14 protein-coding genes are annotated in these 17,499 nt (G+C 52.8%); 6 read left to right on the top strand and 8 right to left on the bottom strand.

From position 1 onward, the window contains the following. The 3 genes from IKB43_07830 to IKB43_07820 form a co-directional block, all read right to left on the bottom strand. A partial coding sequence (locus tag IKB43_07830; GenBank protein MBR2470041.1) for a SpoIIE family protein phosphatase occupies nucleotides 1–2,194 on the bottom strand: 2,194 nt, incomplete at its 3' end. Between the two features lie 94 nt (nucleotides 2,195–2,288). Beyond that, a complete protein-coding gene (locus IKB43_07825; protein MBR2470040.1) occupies nucleotides 2,289–2,993 on the bottom strand; it encodes a histidine phosphatase family protein in 705 nt (234 codons plus the stop codon). 5 nt (nucleotides 2,994–2,998) lie between these two features. Then, a complete protein-coding gene (locus IKB43_07820; protein ID MBR2470039.1) occupies nucleotides 2,999–3,529 on the bottom strand; it encodes a phosphatase PAP2 family protein in 531 nt (176 codons plus the stop codon). 171 nt (nucleotides 3,530–3,700) lie between these two features. Between IKB43_07820 and IKB43_07815 the strand changes: the two genes are divergently transcribed. Continuing rightward, complete coding sequence (locus IKB43_07815) at nucleotides 3,701–4,873, top strand: acetate kinase (protein ID MBR2470038.1); 1,173 nt, start codon at nucleotides 3,701–3,703, stop codon at nucleotides 4,871–4,873. A 141-nt stretch (nucleotides 4,874–5,014) separates the two neighbouring features. Here IKB43_07815 and IKB43_07810 read toward each other — a convergent pair whose 3' ends face one another. The 3 genes from IKB43_07810 to IKB43_07800 form a co-directional block, all read right to left on the bottom strand. Further along, nucleotides 5,015–7,723 carry a cadherin-like domain-containing protein gene (locus IKB43_07810; protein ID MBR2470037.1) on the bottom strand — a complete coding sequence of 903 codons (2,709 nt, stop codon included), beginning with the start codon at nucleotides 7,721–7,723 and terminating at the stop codon, nucleotides 5,015–5,017. Between the two features lie 80 nt (nucleotides 7,724–7,803). After that, nucleotides 7,804–9,663 (bottom strand): ATP-binding cassette domain-containing protein, encoded by a 1,860-nt coding sequence (locus IKB43_07805; GenBank protein ID MBR2470036.1) that lies wholly within the window; start codon nucleotides 9,661–9,663, stop codon nucleotides 7,804–7,806. Nucleotides 9,664–9,665: 2 nt separating this feature from the next. Continuing rightward, the gene (locus IKB43_07800; protein ID MBR2470035.1) at nucleotides 9,666–10,838 is read right to left on the bottom strand and encodes a glycoside hydrolase; all 1,173 of its coding nucleotides are present in this window, start codon (nucleotides 10,836–10,838) and stop codon (nucleotides 9,666–9,668) included. Between the two features lie 98 nt (nucleotides 10,839–10,936). Between IKB43_07800 and IKB43_07795 the strand changes: the two genes are divergently transcribed. From IKB43_07795 to IKB43_07775, 5 genes are all read left to right on the top strand, one after another. Beyond that, nucleotides 10,937–11,479 (top strand): sigma-70 family RNA polymerase sigma factor, encoded by a 543-nt coding sequence (locus tag IKB43_07795; GenBank protein MBR2470034.1) that lies wholly within the window; start codon nucleotides 10,937–10,939, stop codon nucleotides 11,477–11,479. After that, entirely contained in the window at nucleotides 11,472–11,858 is a 387-nt protein-coding gene (locus tag IKB43_07790; protein ID MBR2470033.1) for a hypothetical protein, read from the top strand. Before IKB43_07795 ends, IKB43_07790 begins: the two co-directional genes overlap by 8 nt. Beyond that, nucleotides 11,858–12,463 carry a Spy/CpxP family protein refolding chaperone gene (locus IKB43_07785; protein ID MBR2470032.1) on the top strand — a complete coding sequence of 202 codons (606 nt, stop codon included), beginning with the start codon at nucleotides 11,858–11,860 and terminating at the stop codon, nucleotides 12,461–12,463. Before IKB43_07790 ends, IKB43_07785 begins: the two co-directional genes overlap by 1 nt. Nucleotides 12,464–12,571: 108 nt before the next feature. Next, complete coding sequence (locus tag IKB43_07780) at nucleotides 12,572–14,248, top strand: hypothetical protein (protein ID MBR2470031.1); 1,677 nt, start codon at nucleotides 12,572–12,574, stop codon at nucleotides 14,246–14,248. After that, nucleotides 14,245–15,726 (top strand): hypothetical protein, encoded by a 1,482-nt coding sequence (locus IKB43_07775; protein ID MBR2470030.1) that lies wholly within the window; start codon nucleotides 14,245–14,247, stop codon nucleotides 15,724–15,726. The genes IKB43_07780 and IKB43_07775 overlap by 4 nt, the downstream gene beginning before the upstream one ends. A 4-nt stretch (nucleotides 15,727–15,730) precedes the next feature. Here the strand turns inward: IKB43_07775 and IKB43_07770 are convergent, their stop codons facing one another. Both IKB43_07770 and nadC read right to left on the bottom strand, forming a co-directional pair. Beyond that, nucleotides 15,731–16,555 (bottom strand): type III pantothenate kinase, encoded by an 825-nt coding sequence (locus IKB43_07770; protein ID MBR2470029.1) that lies wholly within the window; start codon nucleotides 16,553–16,555, stop codon nucleotides 15,731–15,733. Nucleotides 16,556–16,607: 52 nt separating this feature from the next. Continuing rightward, nucleotides 16,608–17,471: a carboxylating nicotinate-nucleotide diphosphorylase gene (nadC, locus tag IKB43_07765; protein ID MBR2470028.1), complete on the bottom strand. Its 864-nt coding sequence runs from the start codon at nucleotides 17,469–17,471 to the stop codon at nucleotides 16,608–16,610. Between the last annotated feature and the right edge of the window lie 28 nt (nucleotides 17,472–17,499).

Genomic DNA, 17,499 nt, shown 5'->3' with positions numbered 1-17,499 from the left:
TACTGTAGATTTCATCGATGGCGATATTGATTTGCATCTGGGACTTCATGGAACCTTCCATGGGGGCAAGAATCCCTTCCACAAACGCCGTCAGAATATCCTGGTTCTCGGGAACAACGTCCACAATCTTCTCGTAACGTTCCCAGGCGTCCTGCATCTGCAATTTCTTTGCTCCGTCCATAGGAGTAAGGATATCCTGCACAAAGGACTTGAGAGCGCCCTTGTCGTTTTCGGCCACGTTCACCGTCTTTTCGTAGCGTTCCCATACGGGTTCGTCGCTTCCGTTGAACTTAACAGCAAGCATGGTAATGTCATCGAACTGCGGAGCCTTCTGCACAAAGCCGTCCAGCTCCCTCTTGACCTGCGTGCACGTGTCAGAAGTGTTCTGCCGGCCACCCCTTTTCAAGGCATCCAGAAGCCTGTCGTTGCCGAACAGTTCATCCTTGTCATTGGTCGCTTCCGTCACGCCGTCGGTATAGAGGAACAGGGTATCGCCTTTCTTGAGGTCATAGGTCTGCTTGGTATATACAGTATCTTCCATAGCCGCCATGACCAGTTCCGAGCGGCTAGGGATAAACTCTACCGAGCCGTCTTCGTGGCGGACCGCAGGAGGATTGTGTCCGGCGGAGGCGAACTCCACATGCCCCGTGCGCAAATCGATAATTCCCGCCCAGACCGTCACGAACATCATCAAATTGTTCCGCTTTGCCAGGGCATAGTTCGTTTTGTTGAAAGCATCCACTACGGACTTCAAGTTCTTCGACATGGTACGAAGGATTATTCGAGCCACCATCATGAACAGAGCCGCTGCGACGCCCTTTCCGGAAACATCGCCCACCACCACGCAAAGATGGTCGTTGTCTATCTTGAAGAAATCGTAGAAATCGCCTCCCACTTCTTTTGCGGGGAGCAAGAAGGGGGCAAGTTCATGGCGGTCGTCTTCGGAATTTTCGTCGCGCTCGGCTCCGGGCAACATGGAAAGCTGAATATTGCGGGCAAGATCCAGCTCCCGCTCAATCCGTTTCATGTCTTTCTCTTTTTCGATATGCGCCTTGAGCGTAGAAAGCATATTCGAGAAAGCCGTCGCAAATTCCGCCACCTCGTCACGGCCAGACACCTTCGGAATATCCACATCGAAATTTCCACCGCCAAGTTTCTTTGCCGCAAAAACGAGCTCCTTGAGAGGCTTTGCCACTCTGAAAGAAATCAACAAGATGATGACAAGGATAACGCCATAACCACCCAGGGCAAGTATCAAGAAAAGCTTGCGGGTGTCTCTCTGGTCTTGTAAAAACTTCTGGACGGGCCACACCACCATAAATGTCCAATTGTTGGAGTTGATTTTGGTGTAGTAAACGGCCGATTCTTCTCCGCCGGCCACCGTTCCCATAAACAGCCCGCTTGGGTCCCTATTTTTCCTGTCAAAGTCAACGGTGCTGTTGCCGCGGATTTCCTTGACCACTATTTCACGATTTCTTTTCCCTTGGGCAATGCTTTTAGGGTAAGCGACAGCCACATTATTTTCCGAGGTGATCAGGGCATAGCCCCCGTTGGAAACGGGAATCGTCGCGATTTCGTCTTTAAGGAACTCGATAGACATATCGACGGCCAGAACGCCCGCCAAAACGTCATCGCCATTTTTATCCTTCTGGAAAATAGGGACGGTATAGACGGCAATGGGTTCGGGAACGAACTCACCGATAAAAGGTTCTTGCCAACGGCTGGTCTTACCTTCCTTGGTGCTGGAATACCATTCCTTGTCCTGGTAATTGGCTCCCGTAACCAGGCGGATTTCGTTTTCGGTAAAGCGGGCAAGACGCATGAATTCGCCCTTGGGAGTTTCCGGGCCCATGCCAGGTTCATAGGCCAGCACCACAGCCACAATCTGGGGAATCAGGTTACGGGCGTTGGTAAGGGAATGCAACAGGAAGGTATCCAAATCCGCCTTGGCCATTCTCCTCTTGCCTAGGGTTTCTGCAATGTCATCACCCACAAGTTTCCCTGAATTGAACAGCTTGTCAATGTAGTTCACATTGGCCCGGCTGGTTTCCTCACCGTTTTCGATGGTAATCTTGTTCAGTATGTCCTGAGTCTTTTGGCCCATGATGGCAAAAATCAAGCCAAACACGACCGTAATAGCCGCCAAGATCATCATGGACTGCTTAAAGGCCAGCCCGCGGAAATTAAAACCCATAAAGAACCTCTTAATATCTACAGATAGGTTAAGGTCATTGGACAAAATGTATATAAAACACATCCAAAGTAAATGGACCGGTCGGGCAAAACCCCTAAAAAAGGAGCCACCCCGTAGGGAGTGCCGTCACGGGAACAATCCGCCGGACAGTCAGGCCGTCGCTGCCGACCACTACCGCCATCCCGGTCAAAAAATTCATCCAACGCTGGGGCGTAAATTTCAGGCCGCAAAAGTGCGTAAGGCAGGGCACCACCCAGGCGTCGTGGGTCACGAACACGTTAAAACGGGCATGCCCCTTTTCGAGCATCATGGAAAGCATCTCCTCGGAGCGTTCCGCCAGGGGGTAAAAAGGAGCATCTGCGTCTTGCGTTTCCGTCACTTCTGCTTCGCGGGAATTGGCCGCCAGCCACTCGCAGATACCCTCGTAAAAGCCAGCACGCAGCACAGCCTCATAGGCGGCGTAATTCTGAACAAAGTATTCCGCCAGGCAGTCCAGTTTTTCCACCTCGGAGTTCTTGACACCGCAACCCTTGCCGATATATTCGGCCGTTTCCACACAACGCCCCACAGGGCTAGAGAAAAAGCACACATCGGCAGGCGATTTGCCACTAGCAGAGACAACCCGGCCCAAACCAAGGGCTTGCTCCCGCCCACGCTCCGTCAGACCCACGTGGGCGCCATAATCCGGATCGTTTGGCGTGATATGGTTCCGTTCACCGTGCCGCACCAGCAGGTAAACCCGCTCGTCGGGAGCGAGAGATTCAAAGAAGTCCTGGGCGCTTACAAAATCGTTTGTCATTACGTCTAGAAAATCATTATCCACAGCAGGTGCCCCAGCACAAAGCTCACGATACCCAGCACAAAGCCGCACAAGATGTCCGTCAGCCAGTGCACGCCAAAGTACACCCGCAAGAGCCCCCAGGTCAAGGGCAAAATCAGCATAACCCAGCCGTACCGGGGCACGCCGTAAAAGACGGCACTGGCCACTGCCAAGTTGTTCATGGTATGCCCCGAAGGGAAACTGTACTTGTCCAGGGGCGGCACTTCCGCCTTGATTTGCGGATTTGCGGCAAAGGGGCGAGGCCGTTTGGTGTTCAGCTTTACCACCTCGTAAATAATGAGGCTTACCGCCAGGGCCATCAGGGCCTGCCACAAAATGGGCAAAAACTTCTCCCAACCCACCATCACAAGAACGAACAGGGCAAAGGCGCCCCAGATGTAGCCGTCACCAAGCCGCACATAAAAACGGAGCCGGTCGTTTACCTTCTCCGAGAAATGCCGGTTGGTCCAGTAGACCGACACACGGTTATCAAACTCTGCGATTTTCTTGAACATCGCCTTGAATTTAGTTTTTTTCGTACCCCAAAAGCCAACACCAAGCCAAAATGCTATTATTCCCAATGCTAATTAAAATATCCGGTCTAGATCCTTCGACTTCGTCCTACGGACTCCGCTCAGGATGACGCCCCTAGCCCCTAGGCCCTAAATCCTAACCCCTAAGTAATTATGCGCGTACTCGTTCTCAATTGCGGCAGTTCCTCGGTCAAGTTCGCCGTTATCGACACCCAGACCAAACAGTCCATCTCCAGCGGCCTCGTCGAAAATATCGGCGTAAATGGCCACGTCAAGGCCAAGGGCCCGGTCGGAAACATCGACTTCAATTTCGACTGCCCGACTCACGCCGAAGCCGTTGCCGAAGTGCAGAAGTTCCTCGCCGAACAGAAGCTCACCGACACGATTGAAGCCATCGGCCACCGTGTGGTGCACGGCGGCAAGTACGTCAAGAGCGAGCACGTCACGCAGGAAGTCATTGACTACATCCGCAGCATCACGCTGTTCGCCCCGCTCCACGAACCCGCACACGCCACCGGTATGGAATGCGCCACCAAGTTCTTCCCGGGCCTCCCGCAGGTCGCCGTGTTCGACACCGCCTTCCACCAGACCATGCCCCGCAAGGCTTACCTCTACGGCATCCCCTACAAGTTCTACGAAGAAGACAAGATTCGCCGCTACGGCGCACACGGCACGAGCCACCGCTTCGTGACCGGCGAAGCCGCCAAGATTTTGGGCAAGAAGCCGGAAGACTGCTGCTTCATCACGGCTCACCTCGGTAACGGTTCCAGCTGCTCCGCCATTCTGAACGGCCAGTGCGTTGATACCACCATGGGCTTTACCCCGCTGGAGGGCCTCATCATGGGCACCCGCTCCGGCTCCCTTGACCCGGCCATCCTCTTCTTCATCAGCAAAAAATACGGCTATGATATCGACCGTCTTGACAAGCTCGTGAACAAGGAATCGGGCCTCCTCGGCCTCTCCGGACTTTCTAACGACATGCGCACCCTGACGCAGGCCGCAAGCGAAGGCCACGTGGGTGCACAGATCGCCCTCGAAACCTTCGCCTACAGGCTCACCCGCGAAATCGGCGGCATCGCCATGGCTCTCCCCCGCATCGACGCGCTGGTGTTCACCGGCGGTATCGGCGAGAACAGCAAGCTTGTCCGCAAGATGGCCATGGACAACCTCAAAATTCTCGGCTACCAGATCGACGAAGCCCGCAACGAAAAGAACGGCAAGGAATCCGGCCACATCATCAGTAAGGACGGCACCCCCACCGCCATGGTCGTCGCCACCAACGAAGAACTGCTCATCGCACTGGATACAGAAGCTCTGGTGAAATAAGTTAGGAATTCGGAGTTCGGAATTCAGATTTGATTTCCGAACTGAATTTTCAATATTTATAAATTAAATGCTCCGCTTTAGCGGAGCATTCTTTGTTAATCCTGAATTTTTAATTCCGAATTCTGACTTCTGAAATCTGAACTATTTAATCGTCCAGCTCTGGCGATTCACCTGCAGGATCTTTCTGCCTTGCACCTGAGCGGCGGCGTTACGCACGTCGGCTTCGCTGACCGGGAGTTTGGCCTTCCACATCACGCGGCCCTGCATATCGAACAGCGCCACAGCACCATGATTGGTGGCAATTGCTCTCCGCCAATTCAGTTTGGCAGCGGCAACCTGCGGTGCAATCCCTGCCGGAGGAGCATCTCTCGTAAGCACGGCAAAACTCATAGTCGTGCTTGTAGAAGCATCAGACGCCACCACCTTTATGGATAGAAACTTATTCGGCTCCAACGAAGCCCCTTCCAAAGAAGACAAAATCAGGTTGTCGCCATCTATAGTCCAAGAAATAAAATTTTCGGCTCCGCTAACTCCCAGCACTTTGTAACTGAGAACATCCCCATCGGGGTCTGAAATCCATTTCTTAAGGTCAAATGCCTTTGTAAAGACAGATTCCGTTCCTACATACAGAGAATCGTAATATTTTACAAGAACGGGTTTGTCATTCACGCAGGCAATTTTCGCTGGTATTGCAAGTTCCGTCTTCGCTCCCTTGGTGTCCGCAGCAATCACTATGACTTGGGCATCACCGCAGGCATCCTTGACAGCCTTGATTTGCAAGGCTCCAGAAACCATGGTCGGTGCAAGCAAGCTATCATCGGTACGTGTGGTAAAGGTCAAAGTTGCATCCTCGTCGTCTGCAAACCAGCTTTTCACCTCAGCAGCAGTAAACCTCTTTATTCCAGAGAAATCTTCCGTCAAAGAGCTAAGACGGTTTCCAACGGTATCCGCTACCCCGGCAACAATCTGGGGCGGCAGATTCTTGTGAGCCACCGTCAGCGTAACAGTGGCCGGTTCAGACTCAACTCCTTCGGCATTCACGATATAGTAGGTGAACGAATCAGAGCCTTTCTCCTTGCCCGCAGCATAGGTAAACGAACCGTCTTCGGCAAGTGTCACCTTGCCCTTGCTGGCATCTGCCACCAAATAGGCCTTGAGAGTTGTCTTTCCGTCGGGGTTCACGTCGTTTGCAAGAACGCCCTTGCTAGCGGCAATCTTGTTCACGGAATCCTGCACCACGGTATAGGCGTCATTGACAGCCACAGGTGGATCTACCACGGAGTTCACCTTTACAAAGAACCACACACTTGCGGTATCGCCATTGTCAGCTGCAAACAGTGTCACCTTGGCAACGCCATTTGAATCTTCTACAGCATCCACCCTAATCAGATAATTTCCGTTGTATTCTCCGGCATCAACACTCACAACCCCGCTAGACATCGCCTTCACTTGCAACGACGCTGCAGTCACGTCCGGGTCGCTAAAGACAACATCGGTAGTGGAAATCTTGACCGTAAGCGAACTGAAGTCTTCATCCACTTCCACCGTATCTTTCATCAGTTCGTATTCGTCCGAACCTATCTTGAATGTCGGATTAACCACTTCCACCTGGATGGGGTCATCTACATTCGTAACGGAAATAGTTACCGTAGCCACGTTACTCGTTTTGACTTCGTAGCTGTCATCTCCATCACGGGGCAATTCCTTCAACTGGTACGTAAAAGCGTCTTCGCCAAAGAAATCCTTTGCCGGGGTATAGGTAAATCCCCCATTTTCTACGTCAAAATCCAGGGTTCCGTGACTAACCGACGTAACGAGTTCTGGCACATACTTGTCGCCATCGGCATCGTCATCATTTACCGTCACGAAATTCCTGAAATCGACGCTCAAGGCCTTTTCTTCCTGGGTCGTGTAGCTGTCATTTACAGCCACCGGAGCATTTTCTCCGTCAACCGTAGTTACATCCAGTTCATAGACAGCAGTCTTGTTGGTCGGATCTTTCGCCGTAACAGTCACCCTGGCACCACCCTTAGGATTATAGCCTGTTTTCAGATTCAGCACATGAGTGGTATTGTACTGGTCATCGGCAAGTACCACGTCACCCGCATTCTCCGCCAAAATCGACACCGTGTAGGTAAGGGCCTCGCCATCGGGGTCCACAAAAATTTCCGTCAAGTCCAGAGAATGCACGTTCCCCTCGTTCAAGGTCAAAGAACCAGGGCTTTCGACACCTTCTACCAGGACTGGGGCAAAGGTTTCACATTCATTGCCAAGGATAAAACTTTTCAACTGGAAGATGGAAGTGTTGGCTGAATTCGTCACAAATCCCTTCTTGTAGCCGAACTGCACTCCTTTCTGACTCGTCACATCCCACGAAATTCTTGGAGACGAAGTCCAGCCCTGCTTTAGTTCATTAAAAGCGATAAAAACCTTTTTAAATCCATTTGTCGAATCTAATTCCGTACCATAGAAGTTGCTACTTGATTCCAGGTTGGACTGCTTAAAATCCATACGCAAGCGAGTTGTAGCACTATAAGTCAAGCAAACTCCCTTGTAAGCAGAAAGGTTTACGGGAATCGTTTGGTAAGAAGAGTTCTGCGCCCAGGCAAAGCCAAATCCGGCCCCATTATCGGTTGATCCTGCCGAAGCATGCATTACTGCGACCTTCACATTCTCAGCAGTAGTGGACGTGTCGACAGAGGCAAGCGTAGTTTTGTCTGGATACACATAATCCAGCCAGTACGCCGGAGCCTTTTCACCGGGACCGTCTTCAGTCCAGACCGTAGTTGCGGCAGAAACGGTAGAAACCAGAGCGCATAGCGCGCCAAACGAAATCATCTTTTTCATCATAATAGACCTCTTATGATTTCCCATCTGCCCAAAATGTAATAAAAAAATACGATTGTGACTTAAATCACAGGCTCGTCCGACTATCCCAGGGCGTCCAATTCCTCAAAACGCTCGTAAGCGCGTTCCAAAGCAGCCTCCCTTTCCGCAATTTCGCCCTGTAGCTCCACAATCCGGGCCGCATTGGTATAAACTTCGGGCTTCGAAAGTTCCGTCTGGCGCTGGGCGATTTCCGCTTCCAGAGTCTCGATTTTTTCAGGCAGGGCGGCGTATTCCCGCTCCTCGTTGTAACTGCGCTTTTTCTTTTTTGGCGCCTCGGCAGGGGTAGCTCTCGCAGCGACGGAGCCCTGCTGGTTTCGAGTCTGTTCCCTTTCGGCCAAGGCACGGGCTGCGCTGGCGGCTTCCTTTTCACGCTGTTTTCGGTTGGCCTCGTAATCGCTGTAACCACCCACCGCTTCAAAAACATTCCCGTTTTCTTCGATGGCCAGAATCTCCGTAGCCACCGAATCCAAAAAAGCCCGGTCGTGACTCACCGTCAAAACAGTTCCCTTATAGTCCGCAATCAAATCCGCCAGCAGGTCCAGAGTTTCCATGTCCAAATCGTTGGTAGGTTCGTCCAGCACCAGCACGTTGCTGGGGTGGCTAAAGAGGCAAGCCAGCAACAGCCGGTTCCGTTCACCGCCGCTCAAAGCACTAATAGGGCCTCGGGCCCTGTCCGCCGAAAACAGAAAATCCTGCAGGTAACTCAGCACATGACGCTTCACGCCGTTCAACGTGATGTAGGCCTGACCGTCGCCGATGTTTTCCACCAGGGACTTGTCTTCCCGAAGCCTGGTCCGCATCTGGTCAAAGTAGGCCACTTGCAGGTTCGTCCCCAGCCGAACCATTCCGCTTTCCGGCGCAAGTTCTCCCAAAATCAACCGCAAGAGCGTGGTCTTTCCCGAACCGTTGGGCCCCACGATTCCTATGCGGTCACCACGGAAAATTTCCGTGGTGAGGTTATTGATCAAGGGCGAGCCGCCGTAAGAATAGTTCACGTCGGTAAGGCGTGCCACCAGGCGGCCGGACTTTTCCGCCTCGGTAATCTGCATGTTCACGTTCCCTACCCGGGAGCGCCTGGCCGCCCGTTCTTCACGCATCTTGATGAGGGCGCGGACCCGGCCCTCGTTCCTGGTACGGCGGGCCTGGATTCCTTTGCGGATCCAGACTTCTTCTTCGGCCAGTTTCTTGTCAAAAAGGGCGTTGGCCTTTTCCTCTTCGGCCAGAGCCTGGTCCCGAAACTGCACGAACTTGTCGTAGGGGAAATCCCAGCAACGCACGCGGCCACGGTCCAGGTCAAAAATTCGGGATGCTACCCTCCGGACAAAGGCCCGGTCGTGACTCACAAAAAGAACGGCACAGTTCAGGCGGGTGACGATTCCCTCCAGCCACTGTATGGCGGGAATGTCCAGATGGTTGGTAGGTTCGTCAAGCAAAAGCAGATCCGGGTCCTGAGCGAGGGCCCGTGCAAAGAGCACGCGACGCTTTTGCCCGCCGGAAAGGCTGTCGAACAAAGCGTCGGCATCAATGCCCGTCTTGCCGAGGACCGCCTCGGCATGGGCATTGTGCTGGCCCTCGTCGGCACCGTCTTCGCCGGAGCCACCCGTGCGGGCCGTGCCCGACAGCAAAAGCGGCTCCATCACCACGTCCCGCACGGTTCCCTCCATGTGGGCGGGAATCTCCTGGATCATTCGGGAAATCCGCAAGCCAGACTTCTTGATGACCTCGCCGGACTGCACCTCCATTTCATCTGTAAGCACCTTCAGCAAGGTGCTCTTGCCGCAACCGTTTCGGCCCACCAGGCAAATCCGGTCTCCGGCCTCGATATCAAAGCACACGTTGTCCAACAGGGGGGCGTTCGCCCCGATGCGCAAAAGCAGGTTCTTTGCAGAAAGAATGGGCATGCCTATCTCTTGATGCTCTTTTTCAGTTCTAGAATCCGACGCACGCTTTCGTCTATGCGAGATTCCTTGATTTCTCCCTTTTCCACCGCCGCCATCACGGCATCAAAAGCCTTTACAAAGTCAAGAGGGCAAAGCACAATGTCGATTCCCGCCTGAATCGCCTTTACGGCGGATTCTTCTACACCGTATTCCTGCACGATGGCACCCATGTCCATGGCGTCGGCCACGATGATGCCCTTGAAGCCCAGTTCACCCCGCAATTTCTCCTGCAAAATCACCGGCGAAAGGGTGGAGGGTAGGTTGTTTCCCGTCACCTTCGGGGCGGCAATATGGGCGGTCATAATCATCTGGGCTCCGGCATCGATTCCCGCCTTGAAAGGAACCATCTCGCAGGTCTTCATTTCCTCCCAGGTCTTCTGGGTAGCCACGTATCCCGTGTGGGTATCCGCCTTCACGTCGCCGTGGCCCGGGAAATGCTTAAGGGTTCCCACCACCTTTGCAGAGTCAAGCCCCTGCAAGTAGGCCTGCACCATGTCGGCCACCACTTCCGGGGTGTCCGAAAATGCACGGGGGCCAATCACGATGTTTTCCGGGTTGGTGTTCACGTCGGCCACCGGCGCAAAGTCAATGTCAAAGCCATACTCCCGAACATAGGAACCGATGGTAAAGGCCATCTTATAGACTTCGCTCGGGTCGCCGGCCTCGGCAACGGCGGCCATGCTTTCGTACTTGGGAACATCAAAGGTTCCGTTGTTGGCAATGCGGGCCACCCGACCGCCTTCCTCGTCAATGGCAAGCAGGGGCAAACCCTTCAGTTTCCGGATATCTTCGATAAAGGTAGCCAGCTGGGACTTGTCCTTTATGTTGTGGGCAAAGAGAATCATGCCACCGATGGGGTAATTCTCGTTTACCGCAAGCATGGTCCGGTTCACCTCCTGCAGGCCATAATCCGGAAGCTCCGTATAGCTTTTCCAGTGGATGCTCGTGTCCAGGGCCTCCGGCCGCACCAAAAACATCTGGCCCACCTTTTCCCGGAGAGTCAGGTTCTCTATGGCAAAAGGATCCTTGCAGCAATCCTCCGACACACTGGTAGAGGAATCCACATTGGAACATGAGACTAACAAGGATGCAAATAGGCCGAAGGCGACCCAACGGGCGACAAAAAGTCTCTTCATATTGGCTCCAGTAGATTACTTTAGGCGTTTTTTGAATTTTTCGCAAAATTTATATTTTTTTGCAACCATCCCCCACCCCCGCACATCCAAATAGTAGAATGAACGAAAGAGGTGTCTTGAACGGCTTGAAAAGCGGCAGCCGCGAAGCTCTTGCCATACTCTGGCAAGAACATAGCGGCCATGTGTTGAATCTCGCCTTCCGGATGCTCAAGGACCGGGACCAGGCCGAAGACATACTGATGGATGTCTTTGTCCAGGTGCCCAGATCCGTTCAGAAATTCCGTGGCGAGAGCAATCTCGGCACCTGGCTCTACAGGCTCACCGTCAACGCCCGCCTCATGAAACTCCGGGCAGAGCGTAGGCACGCCGAACTGGAAGAAGAAAACTGGGACACTATCGTCGAAAGCGCCCTGGGCACAGAAGAAAAGGAACAGGAGTTTGATACAGAACTTTTAACCCTAGGGCTAAACCAGCTGCCCGCCGAAACCCGGAGCATGCTCTGGCTCAAGGACGCCGAGGGGCTAGACATCAAGGATTTGACAGAGATTTACCGCATGCCCGACGGAACCATCAAGGCAAGGCTCAGCAGGGCGAGGCACTTTGTAAAGGACTTTTTGACAAGGAAACAGAAAAATGCGTGATTCCATCGACTTTTCCAAAATGGAACGGATTACGCCTAGGGAAGATTCCTGGGACAAGGTCTGCGCACGGCTCGACAAGGCCGAAAAAGAGCGCACCCTCAAGTTCAGCTTTTTCTCAGCCGTTCCCATCGCCGCAAGTTTCTTGCTGGTGGGTTTCAGCCTGTTCCTCAGGTCTATCGACGCCAATGAAACCGCTCCGGCCGTCAAGAACCAGACCGCCGCATCCGACATGGTTTCAGCCGACGTCGCCGCATCTCAAGCCGACAGCGCCGTCATTCTGAGCAACTGGTACAGCAACCTCGGGCAGAGCGATGCCGACCTGGAATCTTTAGACGAATTTCAATTCATCAGTTATCTCTTAAAAAAGGAGGATAAGTAATGAAAAACTCCGTTAAAATATTCGTGGCAAGCCTCATCGTGCTTGCCTGCGCCGTAGGGTTCTTCCTCGGCACATGCTGCAGTGTGCACTGTTGTTCCAAGCATTCTTGCGACCGTATGGACGCTCCCGAAAAAGTGGCGGCAGCGCCCGAAGGCCATTTCAAAAAAGGCCACGAAGGCAAGGGTTTCCAGAAAAACTGGCCCCACCCGGCCATGTTCGATTCCCTGCTGCAGGTGACTCCGGAGCAAAAGACCGCCCTGGACAAACACCGCGAAGAGACCGGCAAGGCCTTCAAGGAACTCTTCGGACAAAAGATGTCTGCCGAAAAGGAACTGAAAGATGCCCTGGACAGCGGTGACGAAGCTCAAATCGAAGCGGCCAAGGTCAAAATACTCGACGCCCAAAAAGCCCTGCTGGATAACCGCATCGAAGGCATCAAGAGCATCAACAAGATTATCACCAAGGAACAGCAAGAAAAGTTCCGCCAGGTCTTGAAAGAAAACATCGAAAAGTTTAAAAAAGGCCATCATGGCAAGCGGGGCCCCCGGGAAAGCGGGCCTACACCTCCCCCCGAACGGGAAGCCCCGCCCCATGAGGCCCCTTAAATTGCACAAAATTCCTTGATACACAACAAGGTCCCGGCGATTTCGCCGGGACCTTTCTTTTTTTCTCAATTTTTATTATATTCTTTTAACAAAATAATGGAGGTTCTCATGAGATTTTTCTGGATTCTCGGAATATCGCTTGCAATCACAACCCTTTCAGCCTGTTCTTCAGACAGCCATTCCTCTTCTGAACCCGAGGATACCCGAGACAGTTCGTCCTCCGCCTCCCTGGATGACATTGACGACATCCTGGACAAAAGTTCTGCTTCTACAGAAAAAGAAGAAACTAAGACCGAAGATGGAGGAGATGAACAAACTATCAAATCGTCCGGTTCCACAGCATCCACCGAAGTAAATGGTCTCATGCGTTCCGCCTGCGACACAAAAGATGGCGAGAGTGTCCTAGAAGCACTGGACGTGGTCAACGAAAAGGCCATCGACCTGTTTGAGGCATTCGCCGACAAGGACTTTGACAAGGGAAAATCCCTCAGTACCGAAGTCAAGTCTGCCTACAAGAAAGTTTTGAACAAGGCTCCCAAAAACTGCAACGCCCAACTGGGTTACGCAGTAGCCTCCATTGTGGACCTGGCCAACAACAAGACTCTGAATGACTTGTACAGCGATTACGATTTCTGGTTCAGCGACTACGGCATCGAAAGCTTGGGAGACTTCACAGACATGATAACCACTCTTTCCAAGAACAAGAGCTTTACCAAGACCGCTCAGGACGCCCTTGAAAAGGAAGTCGCCCCCACGGTGGATTCCGCCATAACATACATGCAATACATTGTGGCTCAAGGCGACTACGCGCTGCAGCTCAGTGACGGTGAAGAAATCCTCGAAATGGACAACAGCGAGTTCGGCATAGCCCTGGGTGGCCTGTTCGCCACAAAGGCCGCCATCACCATCGCCACCAGCATGAATCTGGAAATCGATGACAACGGCAAATATGACTGGATCAACAACCTGGATGGACTCACCGTGGGCGAAGAAGAACCCACCGCCAAGCAAAAGGCTGCCCTTGTCAAAATCGTGAACCTTATCGGTGCAAACGGAACATTCACCTCCATTTACAGCAACAAACAAAAGGAATGGAAAAACATTCCGAATTTGGTGGATAGCGCCCTTACCGAAATCCGTGCCGCATTCCAGTACAGCCTTAACGAGAGCATGACAAAGGGAAGCCAGGACTACGACCTCTACGTGGTGGGCAAGGGTGCCGACGCAGACATCAGCACCAGTGACGTAAAGGACATCATCGAAAATCTAGGCAAGGGACTAGAGGCCACCCGTGGCCCCTACGAAGTGACGTTCAAGGGAAAAACCTTCGTGGTCAATGCTCGCAAGTACTTCGAAAACGTCAAAGGGACAGAACCGTTCCTTCCGTACTACAAGTTTAATGGCAGTGACCTGACCACCTTCAAGTTCACCAACGAGGCCGGAACCGAAACGGTAACATTGATAAGCTTCCTTGACGGGACGCGTTCCTTCCCCGACGACGGCGAGGGCGTGATTATCTTCAAGGATCCCACCTTTGGCAGAATCTTCCCCGACTTCGAACAGAAAGACGTTTGGGAACTGATTGACAAACTGAAGGGCATCAGATTCAATTTCTGGGACAGAGACGAAGGCGGATGCGATACAGATATAATGTGTAATAATTTCAACTACACCGATGGAGGTGCTGCATACAGCTCCTTTGACGAGTGCTTAGAATACAGAAACTACTTTAACGAATGCTTTGAAACTTACTACAACGAATGCTTTGAAGTTTGTGTTCCTTGAGTAACCTAACAAAAGTTCTCCTGGCGACCCTGCTCATTGCAAACACGGGGTTCGCCTGGAACTCCGGGCTCGTCCAGTGCGACGGGCTTTTTCTGTTGGACTGGAAGGGTTCAAAGGCGTCTGTAAAAACTTGTTCCATCAGCGACAGCTTGCAGGCAGGGGATTGGGCTTTGGGGGCAAGCGTCGGAAAGAGTCATTACCATCTAAGTTACCGCCGCGACAGCGACCGTAAAAACTATTCCTGGAATTTGAAGACAGGAGAAACTCTCACTACAGGACACACATCCCTTTCCAGGGATTTCAAATTCTTTGGCGTAGATGCCAACGTTAGCGCACTTCCTGCCATAGGGGTTTCATCCCGTTTCCACCTTCCCGACTCCTTGCTCTACGCCAAGGCATCCATCAACGCCGGACTCCTTGAACTTTCGGGAATTCACTGGCATTCCGACTGGGAAGAGGATTACGTTCCTACCATTGACGCTACCTACCAATCTACCATACTCGCCAAAAGTTTTTCTGCGGGAACAAGGCTACTGAGCCATCGACTGCAAGGGGCATTTTTCTACAGTGAAACCTCACCCGACATCGAAAACCAGTGGGGTTACGCCTTCAGCGATTCCTCTGATTTTTGGGGAACAGACTTCCGCTACCTCTATGACGGAACCAGCAACAAAGTCCAACTTTCTTACGCCTACCTGTACGCCGATATCCGGCTGTTCGGCCTGATGCGGGAAAACGGCGACGAGGCAAGCGAAAAGAGATTCGCCTACCTGCCCCTGGGACTAGACGCAAACCTTTTCCAGGCAAGCTTCCAGCACAAGTTCCAAGACGGCGACCGATTCACGGCAAGGGCCGTTTACGGGACCCTGGAAATAAACATCCCCTGGGAAAGCAGGCGCTTTTACGAGACTCTGGCTCCCAACAGAGCCCTGAAAAGTTCTATCCTCAAGACTCTTTCCTTTAGCGTTTTTCAACGTTCTTTCCGCATATATGGCGACATTGACGGAAAAATCTTAGACGCCAGTTTGGGCTACCAGTGGAACCTGAATGTGGGCCGTTGGCACCTGCTACCCAAGGCAACCCTTGACGGTTTTTACGCCTCTTACATAGCCAAGCTAAACATGCGCAAGGAAAAATCCGGGTTCTTCCACATCAAGCATTCTACCAGCACCTGGCAACAGGAGGGCTATGTCGTCGGAGCATTGGCGGGGCTAGGCACCGAACTGCAATCCCCGTCAAAAGCCTTCTTTGTCTCCTTCGGTATGGAACAGATTATTCCCCTGCACTTTCACACCGAAAAGGGACCAGACAAAGGACCTGCCGAAGAACCCGAGCCACCCGACATTCCCGATACCGACGAAGACATCACAACAGAAAAGAACAAGGGCTATTCCCTTGCCGAAAAATGGGATTCCTTTTCTTCGCTTGTTTTCCGCAACGGATTTGCGTTGCACCTGCAGGCAGGCTTCAGATTCTAGGGAATCAGTCCTCTTCGCCCTCAATATCGGCAGCGCCATTGCCATGAAGGGCAACCAGGCGCACCCCGTTCAGGGTCAGGTAGGGGTCGTAGGTGTCAATCACCTTGCTGTGTCCCATGACCATGCGGCCCCAGCCTCCCGTGGCAAACACGGGGACCTTCTTCTTGCCCATCTCGGCCTTGATTTTGGCCACCAGGGTTTCAAGCTCCGCCATGAACCCGTACAAGAGACCCGCGCGGATGGCGTCGTCGGTGTTGTTGGCAATCACGTGTTCCGGCCATTCAATGCTCACCGGTAAAAGCCTTGCCGCCTTCTCGGTCAAAACATCCAAGCTGGCACTGATACCGGGAATAATGATACCCCCAGCAAAGCCGCCATCCTTCATCACGTCAAAAGTAGTGGCCGTTCCCATGTCCACCACGATGGCATCCTTGTAGCCACGGTCCCGAAGGGCGATGATATTGCAGAGACGGTCAGAACCTAGCGAAGCCGGGTTCGGGTAGGCGATAGGGCATCCCAGGCAGTTGTCGGAACTCACCACCTGCACAGGCCGCTTTAACAGGGTCTGCAGGGCCTTGATCCACGGGCGTTCATGGGCAGGCACCACCGTCGAAAGCCCCACGTGGGTAATAGTCGAAGGTTTGATTTCGGAAAAACGGACAAGACCGCCAATGCGGTTCATCACCTCGTCGCTGGTGGTTTCCTTGCGGGTGGTGAGCCTCCAGTGGTCCACCACCTTGTCGCCCTTGAATATGCCAAGAACCGTGTGGGAGTTGCCCACATCCACCACAAACGAGACCGTATCCGACTTTTTCAAATTCTTTTTCATCTACCATTTGTCATGCCCGGCTTGACCGGGCATCTCCTTTTCTACATAGAGACTATATCCTCATGGAGATGTCAAGAGCCTTCACACTATGAGTCAATGCCCCGACCGAAATATAGTCAAGACCAAGGGTAGCGATTTCCTTCGCACGTTCCAGCGTCATGTTTCCAGAGCCTTCCACCAGGCACTTGTCGCCGCTTTCCTTGATAATCTTCAGGGCCTCGGCCATCATCTCGTTGCTCATGTTGTCCAGCATGATTACGTCTACGCCCTTGTTCAACAAGGCCCGCAGCTGGTCGAAATTTTCCACTTCCATTTCCACCATCAGGCCTTGCTTGTTGTTCTTCTTCACCACTTCAAGAGCCTGCAAAACACCGCCTGCCGCAGCAATGTGGTTGTCCTTCACCAACACCATGTCGAAAAGTCCCATGCGATGGTTGGAACCGCCCCCTACACGCACGGCGTATTTTTGCAATGTGCGGAAACCGGGCACCGTCTTGCGGGTATCCAGCACCTTGGTCTTTCCGCCCTTCAGGGCTTCCTGGAAGGTATGGGCCACCGTGGCCACGCCCGAAAGCTGCTGGATAAAGTTCAGGAGCGTTCGTTCGCCCGTCAAGAGTTCATGGGTGGTGCCGTCCATTTCGGCAATCAGGTCGCCCTTTTTGACCACGTCACCGTCTTTCTTGTGGAGCGTCACCTTCACGCTTGCCTTCAGTTCCTGGAAAACCAGTTCAATCACAGGGAGTCCTGCCAGCACGCCGTCTTCTTTCGCTATCAGGCGGGCATGCTGCCTCTGGTCGGCGGGGATAGTCCATTCGCTGGTCACATCGCCTGTCCGCACGTCTTCGGCCAACGCGAGACGGATCATGGTGAGAGCATCGTTAACTGGGAAAACAGGTGTTGAGTTATCGCCGTACATAATTTAGTTACTAGTTAATAGTTGATAG

Origin of the sequence: Fibrobacter sp. (genome assembly GCA_017503015.1) — a bacterium.
In the GTDB taxonomy this organism is placed as follows: domain Bacteria; phylum Fibrobacterota; class Fibrobacteria; order Fibrobacterales; family Fibrobacteraceae; genus Fibrobacter.
This window is presented reverse-complemented; position numbering and strand designations above follow the sequence as displayed.